This window comes from Sphingomonas bisphenolicum, from assembly GCF_024349785.1.
Lineage (GTDB): Bacteria > Pseudomonadota > Alphaproteobacteria > Sphingomonadales > Sphingomonadaceae > Sphingobium > Sphingobium bisphenolicum.
Window position 1 is genome coordinate 886,232 of the sequence record NZ_AP018817.1, and the last position, 14,036, is coordinate 900,267.

The following is a 14,036-nucleotide window of genomic DNA, read 5'->3' on the forward strand; positions in this document are numbered from 1 at the left end:
CTAAACGATCCATGAAGGCGATGTCGAGAGAGTGGGGGCAAGGCGCGCCCGGATCAAGCTGCCCATTCCGCCAAATTGGCTTCCTCGCCTATCAGCGCCAGCCCGTGCGCAATGGAGGTCAGCTCGCCCCCCGTCGCCAGCCGATCCTGCCCGAACCGCCGGCGGAAAATGGCGCGGATTGCCGGAATGAGCGACGACCCGCCGGTCATGAACACCCGGTCGATGCTGTCGGACGCGACATCGGCCTTGGCCAGCGCCTTGTCCACCGTTTCCTCGATCCGGGCGATGTCGGGCGCGATCCAGCGTTCGAAATCGGCGCGCGTCACTGCCTGCTCGATCTCCAGCCCGCCGCCCGAAAAGCGGAACATGGCCTCCTCCTGTTCCGACAATGCGCGTTTCAGCGCACCGACCGCATCATAGAGCGGATAGGCCAGCTCCTTTTCGATCACGGTCATCATCCGCCCGATCGCGGTCGGCTCCTTCGCCGTCTTCTGCAACCGCGCCAGTTCGTCCATCGTCCGCCGGTTGCGCATCAGGGCGAGGCGCGACCAGTCGGCGAAATCGGCGAAATAGCTGCGCGGTATCTCCAGTTCCTTGCCGAAACTCTGGTAACTGCTGCCCTTGCCCAGCATCGGCAGCACCAGATGGTCAAGGATGCGATAGTCGAACCGGTCGCCCGCCAGCCCGATACCGGTCGATCCGAGAGGCACGCAGCGCCGCGCCGCACCCGGCGCCTCGACCCGGACCAGCGAAAAGTCGCTGGTGCCACCGCCAAAGTCCGCGACCAGGATCGTCGCCGCCTCGGTCAGCCGGCTGGCATAGCTGAACGCCGCGCCCAGCGGCTCGTATACATAATGAACCTCGGTGCCGAACCCGGCGAACATCGCGTCATACCGCTTGCGCGCCAGCGCTTCGTCCGGCCGCGATCCGGCATATTCGACCGGCCGCCCGACCACGATCCGTTCGGGCCTGTTGTCGAGCGACCCGCCCGCATGAGCGATCATGCGCTTGAGGAACATCTGGCCCAGTTCCTCGAAGCGGAACCGCTTCTCGAATATATTGGCGGTTTCGAAGATCGGGCTGGCCGCCACCGACTTGAAGCTTTGCAGGAACCGGCTGTCCTCGGGATATTCCATATATTCGGCGATCGCCCATGGCCCCGCTTCATGCGCCATGCCGCCCTTGACCGCCTCGTCATGCCAGAAGCACAGCGCCGACCGGAACACCGCGCCGGTTGCGTGCCGTCCGGCAAATTCCACCAGCCGCGACTCCGCGCCGCCCGCCAACGCGGCGACGCTGTTGGTCGTGCCGAAATCGAGGCCCAGCGCGCGCGGCACGTCCTGCATGGTCAGTCTCCGGGGGATTAGGGCCGGGCGCTATGGCAGGCCGACCGGACTTGGGCAAGGGGCGCGCTGTCCTACACGCCCGCTCGCTGCTATGCTCGCACCGGCTCTTTCCCATCGTCGGCATCCTGCTGCATTTGCCATATGCGATATGCGCGCAATTCGTGAAGTTCCGGCCGGCAATCACGCAAAAGCGGCGGCTTTGCGCAGATGGGCATAGGCTTCGATCACCGCCTGCAAGGCGCTTTCATGGGTGCGATCGCCCCCATTATGGTCGGGATGATAGCGGCGCAGCAACGCGGTATAGCGGGTGCGCAGCGCCTTGCGGTCGGCGTCGATCTCCAGCCCCATGACCGACAGCGCCTTGCGATCCTCGCCCGACAGGAACTTGCCGTCCTGCCGCACCTGTGCGTCGGCCCGCGCCTTGGCCATGCGCTCCCTGAACTTGGCCCCGATCGCATCGAGCGGATCGACGAAATCCGCCCATTTGGGTGACGGGCTATGCGCATGGGCGGAAAAGGCGCGCGTCTCCCGTTCCCAGCCGGCATAGGGGCGCTGCGCCGCGGCGATCTCGTCCGGGGTCATGCCGGTGAAGAAATTATAGCCCTGGTTGAACGCCTTGACATGCTCCAGGCAGAACCAGCGCCAGCGCGGCCCTGCATCGCCCGGCCGGGCACTGCCGTCTGCCGGGGGCGCGCGGAACTCGCCGGGTTCCGGGCATCCGGGCGCGGCGCAGGGCCGGTCGCCCTCCACCCGGCCATGGAAGCGGTTGAAACGACGGGTCGAGAAAGGATCGCTGCTCAAGATTGTCCTGATGATCTGGCTGGCAAAGCGACCTATATAGGAAATATGACCACAGACCTCAAAGGCCCCGTTGCCACCGAAATCGAGGCGCGGCTGCGCGCCGCCCTGTCGCCGGACCATCTCGCCGTCATCGACGACAGCGAAAAGCATCGCGGCCATGCCGGCCATGACGGATCGGGCGAAAGCCATTTCACCGTGGAGATCGTGTCCGATCGCTTCACCGGCCAGAACCGCGTCGCGCGCCAGCGGCTGGTCAACGCCGCGCTCGCCGACCTGCTGGCGGAAAAGGTCCACGCCCTCGCCATCAGGGCGCGCGCACCCGACGAGGCATGAGACTTTAGCATTGGCCGGGCGTTCATCCTGCTTCGCCAAGCAAGGAGCGCCCGTCCATGGCCTATGATTTCTGGTACTGGCCCACCATAGCCGGCCGGGGCGAGTTCGTCCGCCTGACGCTGGAAGCCTGCGGCATCGCCTATCGCGACCGCGCGCGGGAAGAAGGGGCCGATGCATTGATGGCCGACATGGCGGATCATGCCCGCGGCCCCGCCTTCGCGCCGCCCTATCTCGGCATCGAAGGCGCCACCGTCGCCCAGACCGCCAACATCCTCTTCTACCTGTCCGAACGGCATGAATGCGGCCCGTCGGGGATGAAGAGCCGCTACTGGCTCGCCCAAATCCAGCTCACCATCATGGATCTGGTGGCGGATGCGCATGACGTCCATCATCCGATCGGCGTTGATCTCTATTATGAAGATCAGAAGGCCGAATCGCTGCGTCGCGCGCATGGCTTTCGCGACCAGCGCATTCCCAAATTTCTCGACTATTTCGAATATGCCCTGAAATCCGAAGTCGGCGACTGGCTGGCGGGCGCGCGCTGGAGCTATGCCGATCTGTCGCTGTTCCACCTGGTCGCCGGCCTTCGCTATGCCTTCCCCCGGCGCATGGCGACGCTGATGCCGGATTATCCCGAACTGGCCGCGCTGCACGACAGGGTTGTGGCCTTGCCCGAATTGCAGGACTATCTGTCCAGCGACCGGCGGTTGCCCTTTAGCCAGGAGGATGTCTTCCGCCATTATCCCGAACTGGACGCCCCATGACCGCAGACGACCTCATCCTTCAGACGATCACCCCCACCAGCCATAATCTGGGCGATTTCCGGGTGCATCGCTCGCTCCCGGTCCAGGGCCGCACCATGGTCGGCCCATTCATCTTCTTCGACCAGGCGGGGCCAGCGAAGATCGGCGCGGGGCAGGGCATCGACGTGCGCCCGCACCCGCACATCAACCTCGCCACCGTCACCTATATGTACGAAGGCGCCTTCCTGCACCGCGATTCGCTGGGCACCGAGCAACTGATCGAGGCGGGCGCGGTCAACCTGATGACCGCGGGCAAGGGCATCGTCCATTCGGAGCGTTCGCCCGACGCAGACCGGGCCAAGGAATCGAAGCTGTCGGCGATCCAGACCTGGCTCGCCTTGCCCGACCGTTATGAGGAGATGGACCCGGCGTTCGAGCATGTCGGCGAAGGCGGCATGCCGGTGATCGACGACGGCCATGTGCGCGCGCGCGTCATCATGGGGTCGCTCTGGGGCGAAACCTCGCCGGTCACGACCTATGCCCAGACCATCTATGCCGATATCCAGCTCTCGCCGGGCGGCCGCATCGCCATCGATCCGTCCGCCGACGAGCGCGCCATTTACGTCTCTGGCGGCGACGCCATGCTCGACGGCCTGATGCTCGTGCCCCAGACGCTCTACGTCCTGCGCCCCGGCACATCCGCCACATTGATGAGCGTCGATGGCGGCCGGGTGGTGTTATGCGGCGGGGAGGCCTTCACAAGCCCACGCCATGTCTGGTGGAACTTCGTCTCCTCGACCCAGGACCGGCTGATGCAGGCGCGCGAGGATTGGGAAGCGATGCGCTTCCCCCTCATCCCCGGCGACGACCAGGAGTATATCCCCATCCCGCAGGGCCGCCCAAAGACGGTCAGCTACCCCTGATCGACGTTGCAAGGGCAGGGGCGGGCGGAAGTCGGCCGCCTGCCTTGCTGCCAACTCGCCTTACTGAACGAAGGTTAGCGAGAGATTCTCGGCATTTTTGGGAATGTCGATCCGGCTCTCGTTGATCGACGCCTCTTCGCCGGGCTTCAGCCGGCTCTTGTCCGCCTTGGTGGTCCAGCTGAACACCAGCCGGTTCTGCCGGTCGCGCAGCTGTACCAGCACCGGCGGCACCGGCAATGCCTGCGTCCCGCTGTTCACTATCCGCGCTCCGAAGGCGAAATATTCCTCCCCGGTCGGCAGCTTGCGCCGCTCGGCAGGCTTGGACAGGTAGAAGAGCAGGTCCGGATCGCCCTCTTCGCCGACCAGCCCCATCGACACCATCCAGGCCGGTGGCCCGAAATAGAAGAAGGCGCCACCCGCCGCCGCGACGAGCAGGCAGAAGCCGATGGCGGCATAGGTCCATAGCTTGAGCGGATTGCGCCGCGCCTTGAACGGCGGCGCAGGGACGAAGCGGCTTTCCTCGACCGGATCGGTCGGCGCACCGGCATAGATGTCGTCGAACCGATTGTCCGCCGGGGCCGCGACCGGGGGCGCTTCCTCCGCAGGGGGCGCGTCCTCGATTGCCGGAGGCGCAACCGCAGCCATGCCCGGATCGACCACTGGCGGTGGGGGCGCAACGACAGGCGGCGGCGCTGGAGGAACCGGCGCAGGCGCAATAGGCGCGGCGACCGGAACCGGCGGCGTGTCGCGTTCCGGCAGGGCAGGCGGTTCCTGGAACCAGCTATGCTTGCACGCGGCGCAGCGGACCTGGCGGCCGCTCGTACCAACAGCACTGTCCGGCACGACATAGCGCGTCGCGCAATTGGGGCACACCAGGATCATGATGCTTCATAGGCATGGCAGGGACTCGCGCGCAAGCGGTCAACGACAGCTGGTGTGATTCGACCGCGACTCGCGGCGATATGCGGCGCGGGCTTTACGGCGGGCCGCCCGCTGTGCCATGGCTGATGCTTCGATACGCAGGGAGCGCGACGGCGCGATATTTCAAGACATGTCGGCCATCGTCCAGTTCGAAAATGTCGGCCTGCGCTATGGTCTGGACAGCGAGACGCTGTCCGACGTCAGCTTCTCGCTTGCGGGCGGCGGCTTCTATTTCCTGACCGGCGCATCGGGCGCGGGCAAGACCTCGCTGCTCAAATTGCTCTATCTCGCACAGCGGCCGAGCCGTGGCGTCATCCGCCTGTTCGGGGAGGATGTGGTGACGCTTCCCCGTAAGCGCCTGCCCGGCTTCCGCCGCCGCATCGGCGTGGTGTTCCAGGATTTCCGCCTCGTCCCCCATCTGTCCGCCTATGACAATATCGCCCTGCCGCTGCGGGTTTCTGGGATGGAAGAAGGGGAGATCGACGCCCCCGTGGTGGAGATGCTGAACTGGGTCGGGCTGGGCGATCGTGGCCAGGCGCGCCCCGCCACCCTGTCGGGCGGGGAGCAGCAGCGCGTCGCCATCGCCCGCGCGGTGATCGGTCGCCCGGAAATACTGGTTGCGGACGAGCCGACTGGCAACGTCGACGCCGACATGGCCCGTCGCCTCATGACCCTGTTCGAAGCGCTCAATCGCCTCGGCACCACCGTCGTCGTCGCCACCCATGACCTGCCTCTGATCGCGCAGGTGTCGGGCGCGCAGATGATGCGGCTGGACAAGGGGCGGCTTGCCGACCCGACCGGATCGCTGCGCTATCCGCCCCGCCCGCCGCAGGACACGCCGTGATGGCGGCCCGCGCCGATCGCAAGGCCGCTGCCGCCGCGCGCCATCGCCTGCTGCCGGGGGGACGGCTGGCGGGGCCGATGCCCTGGATCATCGCGATCATGATGTTCCTGACCGTGCTGGCCGCCGCCGCCGGCCTGGGCCTTGGCGCCGCCGTCCGGTCGATGAGCGCCGACTTGGCCGGCCGTGCCAGCGTGCAGGTGGTGGAGGCCGACGCACAGGCGCGCGGCCAGCTAGCCGCGCGGACCCTGCAGGCGTTGCGCGGTGCCGATGGCGTGCGAGCCGCCGATCCGGTCGATCCGGCCAAGCTCGCCGATCAGTTGCGTCCCTGGCTGGGGGAGGCGGCGACCAGCGGCGACCTGCCGGTCCCGGCGCTGATCGACGTCATGCTCACGCCCGGCGACAGCGATGCCAAGCTCGATCGCCTGCGCCGCCTGCTCGGCGGCCTGTCGCCCAAGCTGCGGATCGAACCCCATGCCGCCTTTCTCCTGCCGCTCGCCGGGCTGCTGACGGCATTGGGATGGCTGGCCGCCGGGGTCGTGCTGCTGATGATCCTGGCGACCGGCGCGGTGGTGGTGCTGGCGGCGCGGGGGGCGCATGACAGCCATCGCGGCACGATCGATGTGCTGCACCTGATGGGGTCGACCGACGTACAGATCGCCCGCCTGTTCCAGCGCCGCATCGGCCTCGACGCGCTGATGGGCGGCGCGCTCGGCTTTTCCTTCGCGATCCTCGTCATCCTGCTGATCGGCCTGCGGCTGTCGGCGACCGGATCGGATGTCGTCGGCGCGATCAGTCTCGACCCGCGTGGCTGGCTGTTGCTGGCGGCGCTGCCGATCTTCGGCGTCATCTTGGCGACTCTCACGGCGCGCTGGACCGTGCTGCGCGCGCTGGGCCGGGCGCTGTGATCGTCCGCTTCCTGGCGGTCACGCTGCTGGCCTGGATGCTGGGCTTCGTCTGGTTCGCGGTTCTTTTGCCCCAGCCGCTCGATGGTCGTCGAACCGATGCGATCGTGGTGCTGACGGGCGGCGCCGGCCGCATCGATCGCGGAATCGCGCTGTTGCAGGGCGGCGCGGCCAAACGGATGCTGATCTCCGGGGTCGATCGATCGGTTCGCCCTGTCGAGCTGGCGGCGGAGTATAAGACGCCCGAAGCGCTGTTCAGCTGCTGCATCACGCTGGGCCGTGAGGCGATCGACACCCGCTCCAACGGGCTGGAAACCGCGCGCTGGCTGGAACGGCGCGATTACAAGACCGTGCGCCTCATCACCACCGACTGGCATATGCGCCGCGCCGCGCTGGAACTGCGGCAGGCGCTGCCGGGCGGGAAGATCACGATCGTCTATGACGCAGTGCCCAGCCGCCCCAGCCTCACCATATTGGCGCGGGAATATAATAAATATCTGCTCCGCCGCATCGCTGCGCTGATCGGCATCTGAAGGATATCCATGCTGACCGCGCTGCGTTCTCTCTTCTTCATGCTGGCTTTCTATGTCGGCAGCCTGGTCTTCGTGCTGACCGCGATGGCTCTGGGTTCGGTCACCCCGATGATGGTGCAGCGGATTGCGACAGGCTGGAGTCGCTATCATCGCAGTTGCGCGCGCTGGCTGCTGGGCCAGACGGTGCGGGTGGAGGGTGATCTGCCGCTCGGCGCCTATCTCTATATCATCAAGCATGAATCGATGTTCGAGACGATCGATGTGCTGTGCCTCCTCGACCGCCCCGCAATTGGCGCAAAGCGGGAACTGTTCGACATTCCGCTCTGGGGCCGGATTGCCCGCCTGTACGGACTGATCCCGATCGAACGGGCGGCCGGGGCGAGTGCGCTGCGCGTGCTGCGCGCCGCGGCGAAAGACCGGATCGCACAGGGCCGGCCGCTCTGCCTCTTCCCCGAAGGCACCCGTGTCCCCCATGGCGAGGCGCCGCCGCTGCGGGCCGGTTTCGCGGGCCTCTACAGCCTGCTCGGCCTGCCGGTCGTGCCGATCGCCATCGACAGCGGCCGGGTGTCGCCGCGCGGCAAGTTCCTGAAGCGGCCGGGCGTCATCACCTACAAGGTGGGGGAGATCGTGCCCGTCGGCCTCGACCGCCGGGAAGCCGAGCGGCAGGTCCATGCCGCGATCAATGCCCTGAACCCCCCTTCAGCGCTCGATCAGTGAGATCGGCCGAAGTCGGGCTTGGCGTCGTCCTGGCCCTGTTCGATGATCGACCGGCGAATCGCGCGGGTGCGGGTGAAAAGGTTGAACAGCGCGTCGCCGTCATTCCAGCGGATCGCCCGCTGCAAGGCTGACAGATCCTCCGAAAAGCGCTGGAGCATTTCCAGCACGGCATCCTTGTTCGCCAGGAAGACGTCGCGCCACATGGTCGGGTCCGATGCGGCGATGCGGGTGAAGTCGCGGAAACCGCCCGCCGAATATTTGATGACCTCGGACTGGGTGACATTCTCCAGGTCGCTGGCCGTGCCGACGATGGTATAGGCGATCAGATGCGGCAGATGGCTGGTCACCGCCAGCACCAGATCATGATGCGCCGGGTCCATCGTCTCCACGTCCGCGCCGACCCGCCGCCACAGTTCGGCGACGCGCTCCACAGCAGCCGGATCGGCCTCGGCGGGCGGGGTGACGATGCACCAGCGGCCCTTGAACAGGGTGGCGAAGCCCGCTTCCGGTCCGCTATTCTCGGTCCCCGCGACCGGATGCGCCGGGATGATCGTCCGCCCCGGCAGCGCGGCGCTCAACTGCGCCAGCACGTCGGCCTTGCACGACCCCACATCGCTGACGATCGCATCGGCGGGCAGGTCGTCGGCAATCTCTGCCGCCGCTGCGCCCATGGCGCGGACCGGCACGCACAGCACCACCAGATCGGCATCCGTCACCGATGCCCCGGCCGTGTCGGTGATGTCGTCGCACAGGTCGATCCGCCGGGCGATGTCGCGCACCGCCGGGTCGGCGTCATGGCCGGTGACGCGCACGGTCGGCATGTCCGCCCGGATCGCGCGGGCGAGCGAGGAGCCGATCAGCCCCAGGCCGATGATGGTGACGCGGGCGAAGGGCAGCATTGCGTCAGGCCGCCTCCGCCATGGCGCGCAGCTTGGCCGCGACGGCGCGGGTCTGCGCCTTGGTGCCGATGGTGATGCGCAGGCCGTTGGGCAGGCCCTGCCCCGGCAGCCAGCGGGTGGCATAGCCTTCGTCCCACAGCCCCTTCATCGCCGCTTCGGCGGTCAGCTTGCCGTCGAACAGGATCAGCAGGAAATTGGTCTTGCTCGGCACGACGCGCAGGCCGTGGTTGGACAGGGCCGCAACCTCACCCGCCAGCCATTCGCGCCATCGGGCGGTGTGGGTGCGGCTGAACGCGACCCATTCGCTGTCGTTGATCGCCGCGACGGCGGCAGCCTGTCCGGCCGTCGTCACATTGAACGGCGCACGAATGCGGTGGAGGATGTCGATCACATCCGCACTGGCATAGCCCCAGCCGATCCGTTCGGCCGCCAGGCCGTGGATTTTGGAGAAGGTGCGGGTGACGAAGATGTTCGATGCGCTCCTGGCCAGTTCGAGGCCGCCATCATCCTCGTCCGCGTCCAGATATTCGGCATAGGCCTGGTCGAGGACGAACAGGATATCGGGCCGCAGCCCGGCGTGGAGGCGGGCGATCTCTTCGCGGCTGGTCATGGTGCCGGTCGGATTATTGGGGTTGGCGAGGAAGACCACCCTGGTCTTGTCCGTCACCGCGGCGAGCAGCGCATCGACGTCGGTGGCGTAATCCTTGTCCGGCGCGATCACCGGGGTCGCGCCGACGCGCCGCGCGGCTATGTCATAGACGGCAAAGCCATAGCGGACATAGAGAATCTCGTCGCCCGGCCCGGCATAGGCGGAGGCGGCGATGTGCAGCAGTTCGTCCGAGCCGGTGCCATAGATGATCCGTTCGGGATCGAGCCCATGGACCGCGCCGATCGCCTCGCGCAGCTTCGTCGCGCCCGGATCGGGATAGGTGGCGAGGTCGGCGGTGGCGGCGACGAGGGCAGCACGCGCTGCCGCACCGGTGCCCAGCGGATTTTCATTGGCCGAGAGCTTGATCAACGGCCGGCCATCGTCGGCCGCGGCCTTGCCCGGCACATAGGCGGAAATGCCGAGAATCCAGTCCTTGGGGGCAGGTTTTGTAGCGGGGTTCGCAATAGTCTCTGTCATGGGGCGCGGCTTTAGCGGCTTCCGCGCCAAAGGCAAAGTGGCAGACCATGTCGCCTTTTCGGCGCACCAAAAGCGAAGTTCACACCGTCGTGGGGTATTTCGGGCAAAAAGCGACTGCGAAGCTTCCGCGAAGCTCCCCCAAAGCCTCGCCAAAGTAACTGGCGGGTCACTCTCGCGCGCGTGTTGCGCGCCGGTGACGCGCCGGTCGCGCGTCCTGTGGGCAAGGGCGCGGTAGCCGGGGGGTGCGTAGGCGCGGAAAAGCGGTTCCATTTATCAGGATAGACCAGAGATTATCCTACATTGGAAGCCTGTTGAAACGGCGCATCGGCGATGGCGAAGCCGCTGGTCTGGCGCGATCGAAGCCGGACTTTTTTGCTTCCGTTCAGGAGGGAGATGTCTTGAGGCGACCAAAGCCAGCCATTTGATCGCTGCGGTGTCATCATCACAAGCAGACATTGCGTCTATCGCGTTCAGGATGCAGTTTACGCCGTATGAGTGAGAATATCTATGGGCCGATCATCACCGGAAGCATCACCGTGTTGTTCATTTGGCTGCTCATCACGGGCTTCAGAAATGGCAAAATGGAATGGCCGTATTTTGGGATCACGTTGTCTGGCCGACGGATGGAAGAACCGTTCAGATTTTGGGCGGTGGCGTCACTGCTTGCACTTTTAATAGTGCTGGCGCTGCTCGGAACAGTTGGCCAGATAGTATGGCCGCGCGGGATTTAAGTCTGCTTTCGGATTTCTTAGACCTAAAGCCGATGGTCTCCTAACCACCCAAATCGGCCATCCCTTCAGCTTTTTTTTGAAGACGGCAGAGAGCCAAAAAAACCGACATTCGGCCACCCACCTATCCACGCCCCGCCGCGCAAGATCAACCGCTCCGATTGACAGGGCCGGGTCGCGGTCCTAGCGCCGCTCTGGTCATGGCCAGCGTTCCCATCAGCGAAGACAGCCGTTTCGGCCTGCGCCGGCAGGTCCGCCTGGCCGGTCCGCTCCACCTTTCCAGCGGCGCCAGCCTTGGCCCGGTCGACATCGCCTATGAAACCTATGGCGCGATGAATGCGGACAAGTCCAACGTCATCCTGATCTGCCATGCGCTGACCGGCGATCAATATGTCGCGTCGGATCATCCCGTCACCGGCAAGCCGGGCTGGTGGTGGCGGCTGGTGGGCGCAGGCAAGCCGGTCGATCCGGCGCGCCATTTCATTATCTGCTCCAACGTCATCGGCAGTTGCATGGGCTCTTCCGGCCCGGCCAGCATCGATTCGGCGACCGGCGACCCGCACGCCATGCGTTTTCCGGTGCTGACCATCGCCGACATGGTGCGGGCGCAGGCGGCGTTGCTGGACCATCTGGGGGTGGACCGATTGGCGGCTGTCATCGGCGGTTCCATGGGCGGGATGCAGGCGCTGACCTGGCCCACGCTGTTTCCCGACCGGGTCGAAAGCTGCATCGTGATCGCCTCGACCGCGCGGCACAGTGCGCAGAATATCGCCTTTCACGAGGTCGGGCGGCAGGCGATCATGGCCGATCCGCACTGGCGCGGCGGCGACTATTATGCCGATGGGCAGGTGCCGAGCGCGGGGCTGGCCGTGGCGCGCATGGCCGCGCACATCACCTATCTGTCGGAAGCCGGGCTGACCGAGAAATTCGGGCGCCGATTGCAGGGGCGGCCGGAAAATCCCAATGGGGCCAAGACCTTCGGCTTCGACGCCGATTTCCAGGTGGAAAGCTATCTGCGCCATCAGGGGCTGAGTTTCGTCGAGCGGTTCGACGCCAACTCCTATCTCTACATCACCCGCGCGATGGATTATTACGACATCGCCGACGATCATGGCGGATCGCTGGCCAAGGCGTTCGCCGCCACCAAGGCGCGCTTCTGCCTCGTCAGTTTCGATACGGACTGGCTTTATCCCACCGCCGAATCGCGGATCATCGTCCATGCGCTCAATGCGTCGGGCGCGCAGGCCAGTTTCGTCGAACTGTCCAGCCCGTTCGGCCATGACGCATTCCTGCTGGAATGCCCCGAACTCAACCGGGTCGTGGACGGCTTCCTGAAGGGCGGGCGGGCATGAGCGAGACTTTGCGGCCGGACCTCGCCCTGATCGCGCGGACGGTGCGGCAGGGCGCGCGCGTGCTGGACGTGGGTTGCGGCGACGGCGCGCTGATGGCGGCCCTGCGCGACAATGCCCAGGTGGATGCGCGCGGGCTGGAGATTGACGGGTCGAATGTCGCCGCCGCCGTGGCGCGAGGCCTGTCGGTGGTGCAGGGCGACGCCGACGCCGATCTTGGCTATTATCCCGACGCCAGTTTCGACTATGCGATACTGAGCCAGACGTTGCAGACCACGCGGCGCCCCGATCTGGTGGTGGAGGAATTGCTGCGCATCGGCCGTCAGGCGTTCGTCTCCTTCCCCAATTTCGCGCATTGGCGCGGGCGCATATCGTTGCTGTGGGGCGGACGGATGCCTGTGACGCGGCTGCTGCCCGACACCTGGTACGACACGCTCAACATCCATCATGTCACGGTCGACGATTTCCGTGCGCTGGTGAAGGAGCGGGGCTGGACCATCGATGGCCAATGGTTCCTGAAGGGCGACAAGGAAACCACCCACGCCAACGCCAACCTGTTCGCCGAACATGCGGTGTTCCTGCTGCGCAAATAGCCTAGCGTCCCGACTCCGCCAGGCGCAGGCCGAAAGACGCAGTTCGGCCGCGTGGCGTGTGGCGCTGGAATTGCGTCAGTCCCGATGTGAGGGCGGCGGCGTAGACGGGGCGGTCAGGGGATTTGCGCCCGGTCGCCTTCAACACCGATTCGACATCGACCGGTTCGTCGAAGGCCATGCCGAAATGGCGATCTGCGGTCCAAACCACTCGGCCCGGCATCGCCGTCTCGCCGCGCGTGACGACGATGCGGGCGCCGACGCCGGGCGATTTGCCCTGAATGCGCGCGCCGCCTTCGGAAATGTCGCGGATGCGCACGATCTGCGTGGCGGAGAGCGGTTCGCCCAGATTGAGATGGGCATCGATGAAGACGTTGGCGCGCCTGGCGCGCGGGGGGAAGTCCATGATCCTTCTCGCTTGATGTTGCACCAAGGGAAGGAGTCCTGAACGTGGCGGGTGGTTGCAACGGTCGCGCCGATCCGGGCCGCCGGCGCGACGGACGGTGGATTCGTCAGCGTTGTGGGCCGATCCCCTTTTCCACCAGCGCATTGGCGATCGCGGCGATCTCATCGGCCGGACGGCTGTCGTCCCACACGCCGTAGCGGAGTCCCAGAAACACGTTCATCCCCATGATCGCCCAGGCATGGACCTCCTCCACGTCGGCGCGGACGTCGCCCTTGTCCGCGGCCGCGCGCAGCCGTCCGGCCATGCGGCTGGCGGTATTTTCATAATGGGCGCGATAGGCGGCCTGATCGACAAATTCGGCCTCGTCGATGATGCGGTAGATTTCCTTGTGCGCGCGCGCGAACTCCAGGAAGCTCAACAGGCCGATGCGTTCGGCGTCGATGCCGTCGCGCGCGGTGGCGATGCGGGGGGACACATAGTCGCGCACCTGCCCCGACATGTCGGCCACCAGCGCGCGGAAGATGTCGTCCTTGGTGTCGAAATAGGTATAGAAACTGCCCAGCGCGCACCCCGCGCGGCGGGTGATGCCGCTGATCGACCCGTCATGGAAACCCTTTTCGCCAAATTCCGCCGCCGCCGCCGACAGCAGGGCGCGGCGGGTGCGTTCGCCGCGGGCAGTGCGCGGCGTCTTGTCGTCCTTGACGCCGTCTGCCGCCTTGCCGTTTTCGGTCATGCCCTCTCCCGTAATCCTGTGTTCTTTTTGCCGCATCGCGATGCTCTCGTCACAGACCTCTTATTTGAAGTTGAAAGATGGTTCAACTTTCATTATCGAATCGGGCAAGACAGGAGCGACCCGGTGAACCGGGCGCGTTTTT

General features: G+C 65.9%; 17 protein-coding genes. 10 read left to right on the top strand and 7 right to left on the bottom strand.

Translation table 11 applies throughout. The features are described 5' to 3' along the window. Positions 1-53: 53 nt before the first annotated feature. Positions 54-1,346: an Hsp70 family protein gene (locus tag SBA_RS04350; RefSeq protein ID WP_261936015.1), complete on the bottom strand. Its 1,293-nt coding sequence runs from the start codon at positions 1,344-1,346 to the stop codon at positions 54-56. A 180-nt stretch (positions 1,347-1,526) separates the two neighbouring features. Then, the gene (locus SBA_RS04355) at positions 1,527-2,147 is read right to left on the bottom strand and encodes a DnaJ domain-containing protein (protein WP_261936016.1); all 621 of its coding nucleotides are present in this window, start codon (positions 2,145-2,147) and stop codon (positions 1,527-1,529) included. A 45-nt stretch (positions 2,148-2,192) separates the two neighbouring features. Between SBA_RS04355 and SBA_RS04360 the strand changes: the two genes are divergently transcribed. The 3 genes from SBA_RS04360 to SBA_RS04370 are packed head-to-tail and all read left to right on the top strand — an operon-like array spanning position 2,193 to position 4,146. Further along, on the top strand, positions 2,193-2,480 hold the full coding sequence (locus SBA_RS04360) for a BolA family protein (protein WP_261936017.1): 288 nt from the start codon (positions 2,193-2,195) through the stop codon (positions 2,478-2,480). 56 nt (positions 2,481-2,536) lie between these two features. Then, complete coding sequence (locus tag SBA_RS04365) at positions 2,537-3,244, top strand: glutathione S-transferase (RefSeq protein WP_261936018.1); 708 nt, start codon at positions 2,537-2,539, stop codon at positions 3,242-3,244. Beyond that, a complete protein-coding gene (locus tag SBA_RS04370) occupies positions 3,241-4,146 on the top strand; it encodes a pirin family protein (RefSeq protein WP_224548244.1) in 906 nt (301 codons plus the stop codon). The genes SBA_RS04365 and SBA_RS04370 overlap by 4 nt, the downstream gene beginning before the upstream one ends. A gap of 60 nt (positions 4,147-4,206) precedes the next feature. On the opposite strand, the gene SBA_RS04375 is transcribed toward SBA_RS04370, so the two are convergent. After that, complete coding sequence (locus SBA_RS04375; RefSeq protein WP_261936019.1) at positions 4,207-5,028, bottom strand: zinc-ribbon domain-containing protein; 822 nt, start codon at positions 5,026-5,028, stop codon at positions 4,207-4,209. A 169-nt stretch (positions 5,029-5,197) separates the two neighbouring features. Between SBA_RS04375 and ftsE the strand changes: the two genes are divergently transcribed. Genes ftsE through SBA_RS04395 form a run of 4 tightly spaced genes read left to right on the top strand, consistent with a single transcriptional unit; the run spans position 5,198 to position 8,063 of the window. Beyond that, entirely contained in the window at positions 5,198-5,911 is a 714-nt protein-coding gene (gene ftsE / locus SBA_RS04380) for a cell division ATP-binding protein FtsE (RefSeq protein ID WP_261936020.1), read from the top strand. After that, a complete protein-coding gene (locus SBA_RS04385; RefSeq protein WP_261936021.1) occupies positions 5,911-6,816 on the top strand; it encodes a cell division protein FtsX in 906 nt (301 codons plus the stop codon). The genes ftsE and SBA_RS04385 overlap by 1 nt, the downstream gene beginning before the upstream one ends. After that, the gene (locus SBA_RS04390; protein WP_224548241.1) at positions 6,813-7,346 is read left to right on the top strand and encodes a YdcF family protein; all 534 of its coding nucleotides are present in this window, start codon (positions 6,813-6,815) and stop codon (positions 7,344-7,346) included. Before SBA_RS04385 ends, SBA_RS04390 begins: the two co-directional genes overlap by 4 nt. Positions 7,347-7,355: 9 nt before the next feature. After that, on the top strand, positions 7,356-8,063 hold the full coding sequence (locus SBA_RS04395; RefSeq protein WP_261936022.1) for a lysophospholipid acyltransferase family protein: 708 nt from the start codon (positions 7,356-7,358) through the stop codon (positions 8,061-8,063). On the opposite strand, the gene SBA_RS04400 is transcribed toward SBA_RS04395, so the two are convergent. Together SBA_RS04400 and SBA_RS04405 are read right to left on the bottom strand one after the other, a co-directional pair. Further along, on the bottom strand, positions 8,057-8,962 hold the full coding sequence (locus SBA_RS04400; RefSeq protein ID WP_261936023.1) for a prephenate/arogenate dehydrogenase family protein: 906 nt from the start codon (positions 8,960-8,962) through the stop codon (positions 8,057-8,059). The two genes, SBA_RS04395 and SBA_RS04400, sit on opposite strands and share 7 nt — an antisense overlap. Before the next feature lie 4 nt (positions 8,963-8,966). Further along, a complete protein-coding gene (locus SBA_RS04405; RefSeq protein ID WP_261936024.1) occupies positions 8,967-10,088 on the bottom strand; it encodes a pyridoxal phosphate-dependent aminotransferase in 1,122 nt (373 codons plus the stop codon). A gap of 491 nt (positions 10,089-10,579) precedes the next feature. On the opposite strand from SBA_RS04405, the gene SBA_RS04410 reads away from it, so the two are divergent. The 3 genes from SBA_RS04410 (at position 10,580) to metW (ending at position 12,758) form a co-directional block, all read left to right on the top strand. Next, positions 10,580-10,819, top strand: coding sequence for a hypothetical protein (locus SBA_RS04410; RefSeq protein ID WP_261936025.1), 240 nt, complete (start codon positions 10,580-10,582; stop codon positions 10,817-10,819). Between the two features lie 197 nt (positions 10,820-11,016). Next, a complete protein-coding gene (gene metX, locus SBA_RS04415; RefSeq protein ID WP_261936026.1) occupies positions 11,017-12,168 on the top strand; it encodes a homoserine O-acetyltransferase MetX in 1,152 nt (383 codons plus the stop codon). Continuing rightward, positions 12,165-12,758 carry a methionine biosynthesis protein MetW gene (metW, locus tag SBA_RS04420; RefSeq protein WP_224548231.1) on the top strand — a complete coding sequence of 198 codons (594 nt, stop codon included), beginning with the start codon at positions 12,165-12,167 and terminating at the stop codon, positions 12,756-12,758. Before metX ends, metW begins: the two co-directional genes overlap by 4 nt. A gap of 1 nt (position 12,759) precedes the next feature. Here metW and SBA_RS04425 read toward each other — a convergent pair whose 3' ends face one another. Then, positions 12,760-13,161 carry a PilZ domain-containing protein gene (locus SBA_RS04425; protein ID WP_261936027.1) on the bottom strand — a complete coding sequence of 134 codons (402 nt, stop codon included), beginning with the start codon at positions 13,159-13,161 and terminating at the stop codon, positions 12,760-12,762. 106 nt (positions 13,162-13,267) lie between these two features. Further along, positions 13,268-13,894 carry a TetR/AcrR family transcriptional regulator gene (locus tag SBA_RS04430; protein WP_224548227.1) on the bottom strand — a complete coding sequence of 209 codons (627 nt, stop codon included), beginning with the start codon at positions 13,892-13,894 and terminating at the stop codon, positions 13,268-13,270. Between the last annotated feature and the right edge of the window lie 142 nt (positions 13,895-14,036).

Coding starts and splice junctions, on each gene's coding strand:
- SBA_RS04350 (WP_261936015.1), bottom strand. CDS start 1,346: ATGCAGGACGTGCCGCGCGCGCTGGGCCTCGATTTCGGCACGACCAAC.
- SBA_RS04360 (WP_261936017.1), top strand. CDS start 2,193: ATGACCACAGACCTCAAAGGCCCCGTTGCCACCGAAATCGAGGCGCGG.
- SBA_RS04365 (WP_261936018.1), top strand. CDS start 2,537: ATGGCCTATGATTTCTGGTACTGGCCCACCATAGCCGGCCGGGGCGAG.
- SBA_RS04370 (WP_224548244.1), top strand. CDS start 3,241: ATGACCGCAGACGACCTCATCCTTCAGACGATCACCCCCACCAGCCAT.
- SBA_RS04375 (WP_261936019.1), bottom strand. CDS start 5,028: ATGATCCTGGTGTGCCCCAATTGCGCGACGCGCTATGTCGTGCCGGAC.
- ftsE (WP_261936020.1), top strand. CDS start 5,198: ATGTCGGCCATCGTCCAGTTCGAAAATGTCGGCCTGCGCTATGGTCTG.
- SBA_RS04385 (WP_261936021.1), top strand. CDS start 5,911: ATGGCGGCCCGCGCCGATCGCAAGGCCGCTGCCGCCGCGCGCCATCGC.
- SBA_RS04395 (WP_261936022.1), top strand. CDS start 7,356: ATGCTGACCGCGCTGCGTTCTCTCTTCTTCATGCTGGCTTTCTATGTC.
- SBA_RS04400 (WP_261936023.1), bottom strand. CDS start 8,962: ATGCTGCCCTTCGCCCGCGTCACCATCATCGGCCTGGGGCTGATCGGC.
- SBA_RS04405 (WP_261936024.1), bottom strand. CDS start 10,088: ATGACAGAGACTATTGCGAACCCCGCTACAAAACCTGCCCCCAAGGAC.
- SBA_RS04410 (WP_261936025.1), top strand. CDS start 10,580: ATGAGTGAGAATATCTATGGGCCGATCATCACCGGAAGCATCACCGTG.
- metX (WP_261936026.1), top strand. CDS start 11,017: ATGGCCAGCGTTCCCATCAGCGAAGACAGCCGTTTCGGCCTGCGCCGG.
- metW (WP_224548231.1), top strand. CDS start 12,165: ATGAGCGAGACTTTGCGGCCGGACCTCGCCCTGATCGCGCGGACGGTG.
- SBA_RS04425 (WP_261936027.1), bottom strand. CDS start 13,161: ATGGACTTCCCCCCGCGCGCCAGGCGCGCCAACGTCTTCATCGATGCC.
- SBA_RS04430 (WP_224548227.1), bottom strand. CDS start 13,894: ATGACCGAAAACGGCAAGGCGGCAGACGGCGTCAAGGACGACAAGACG.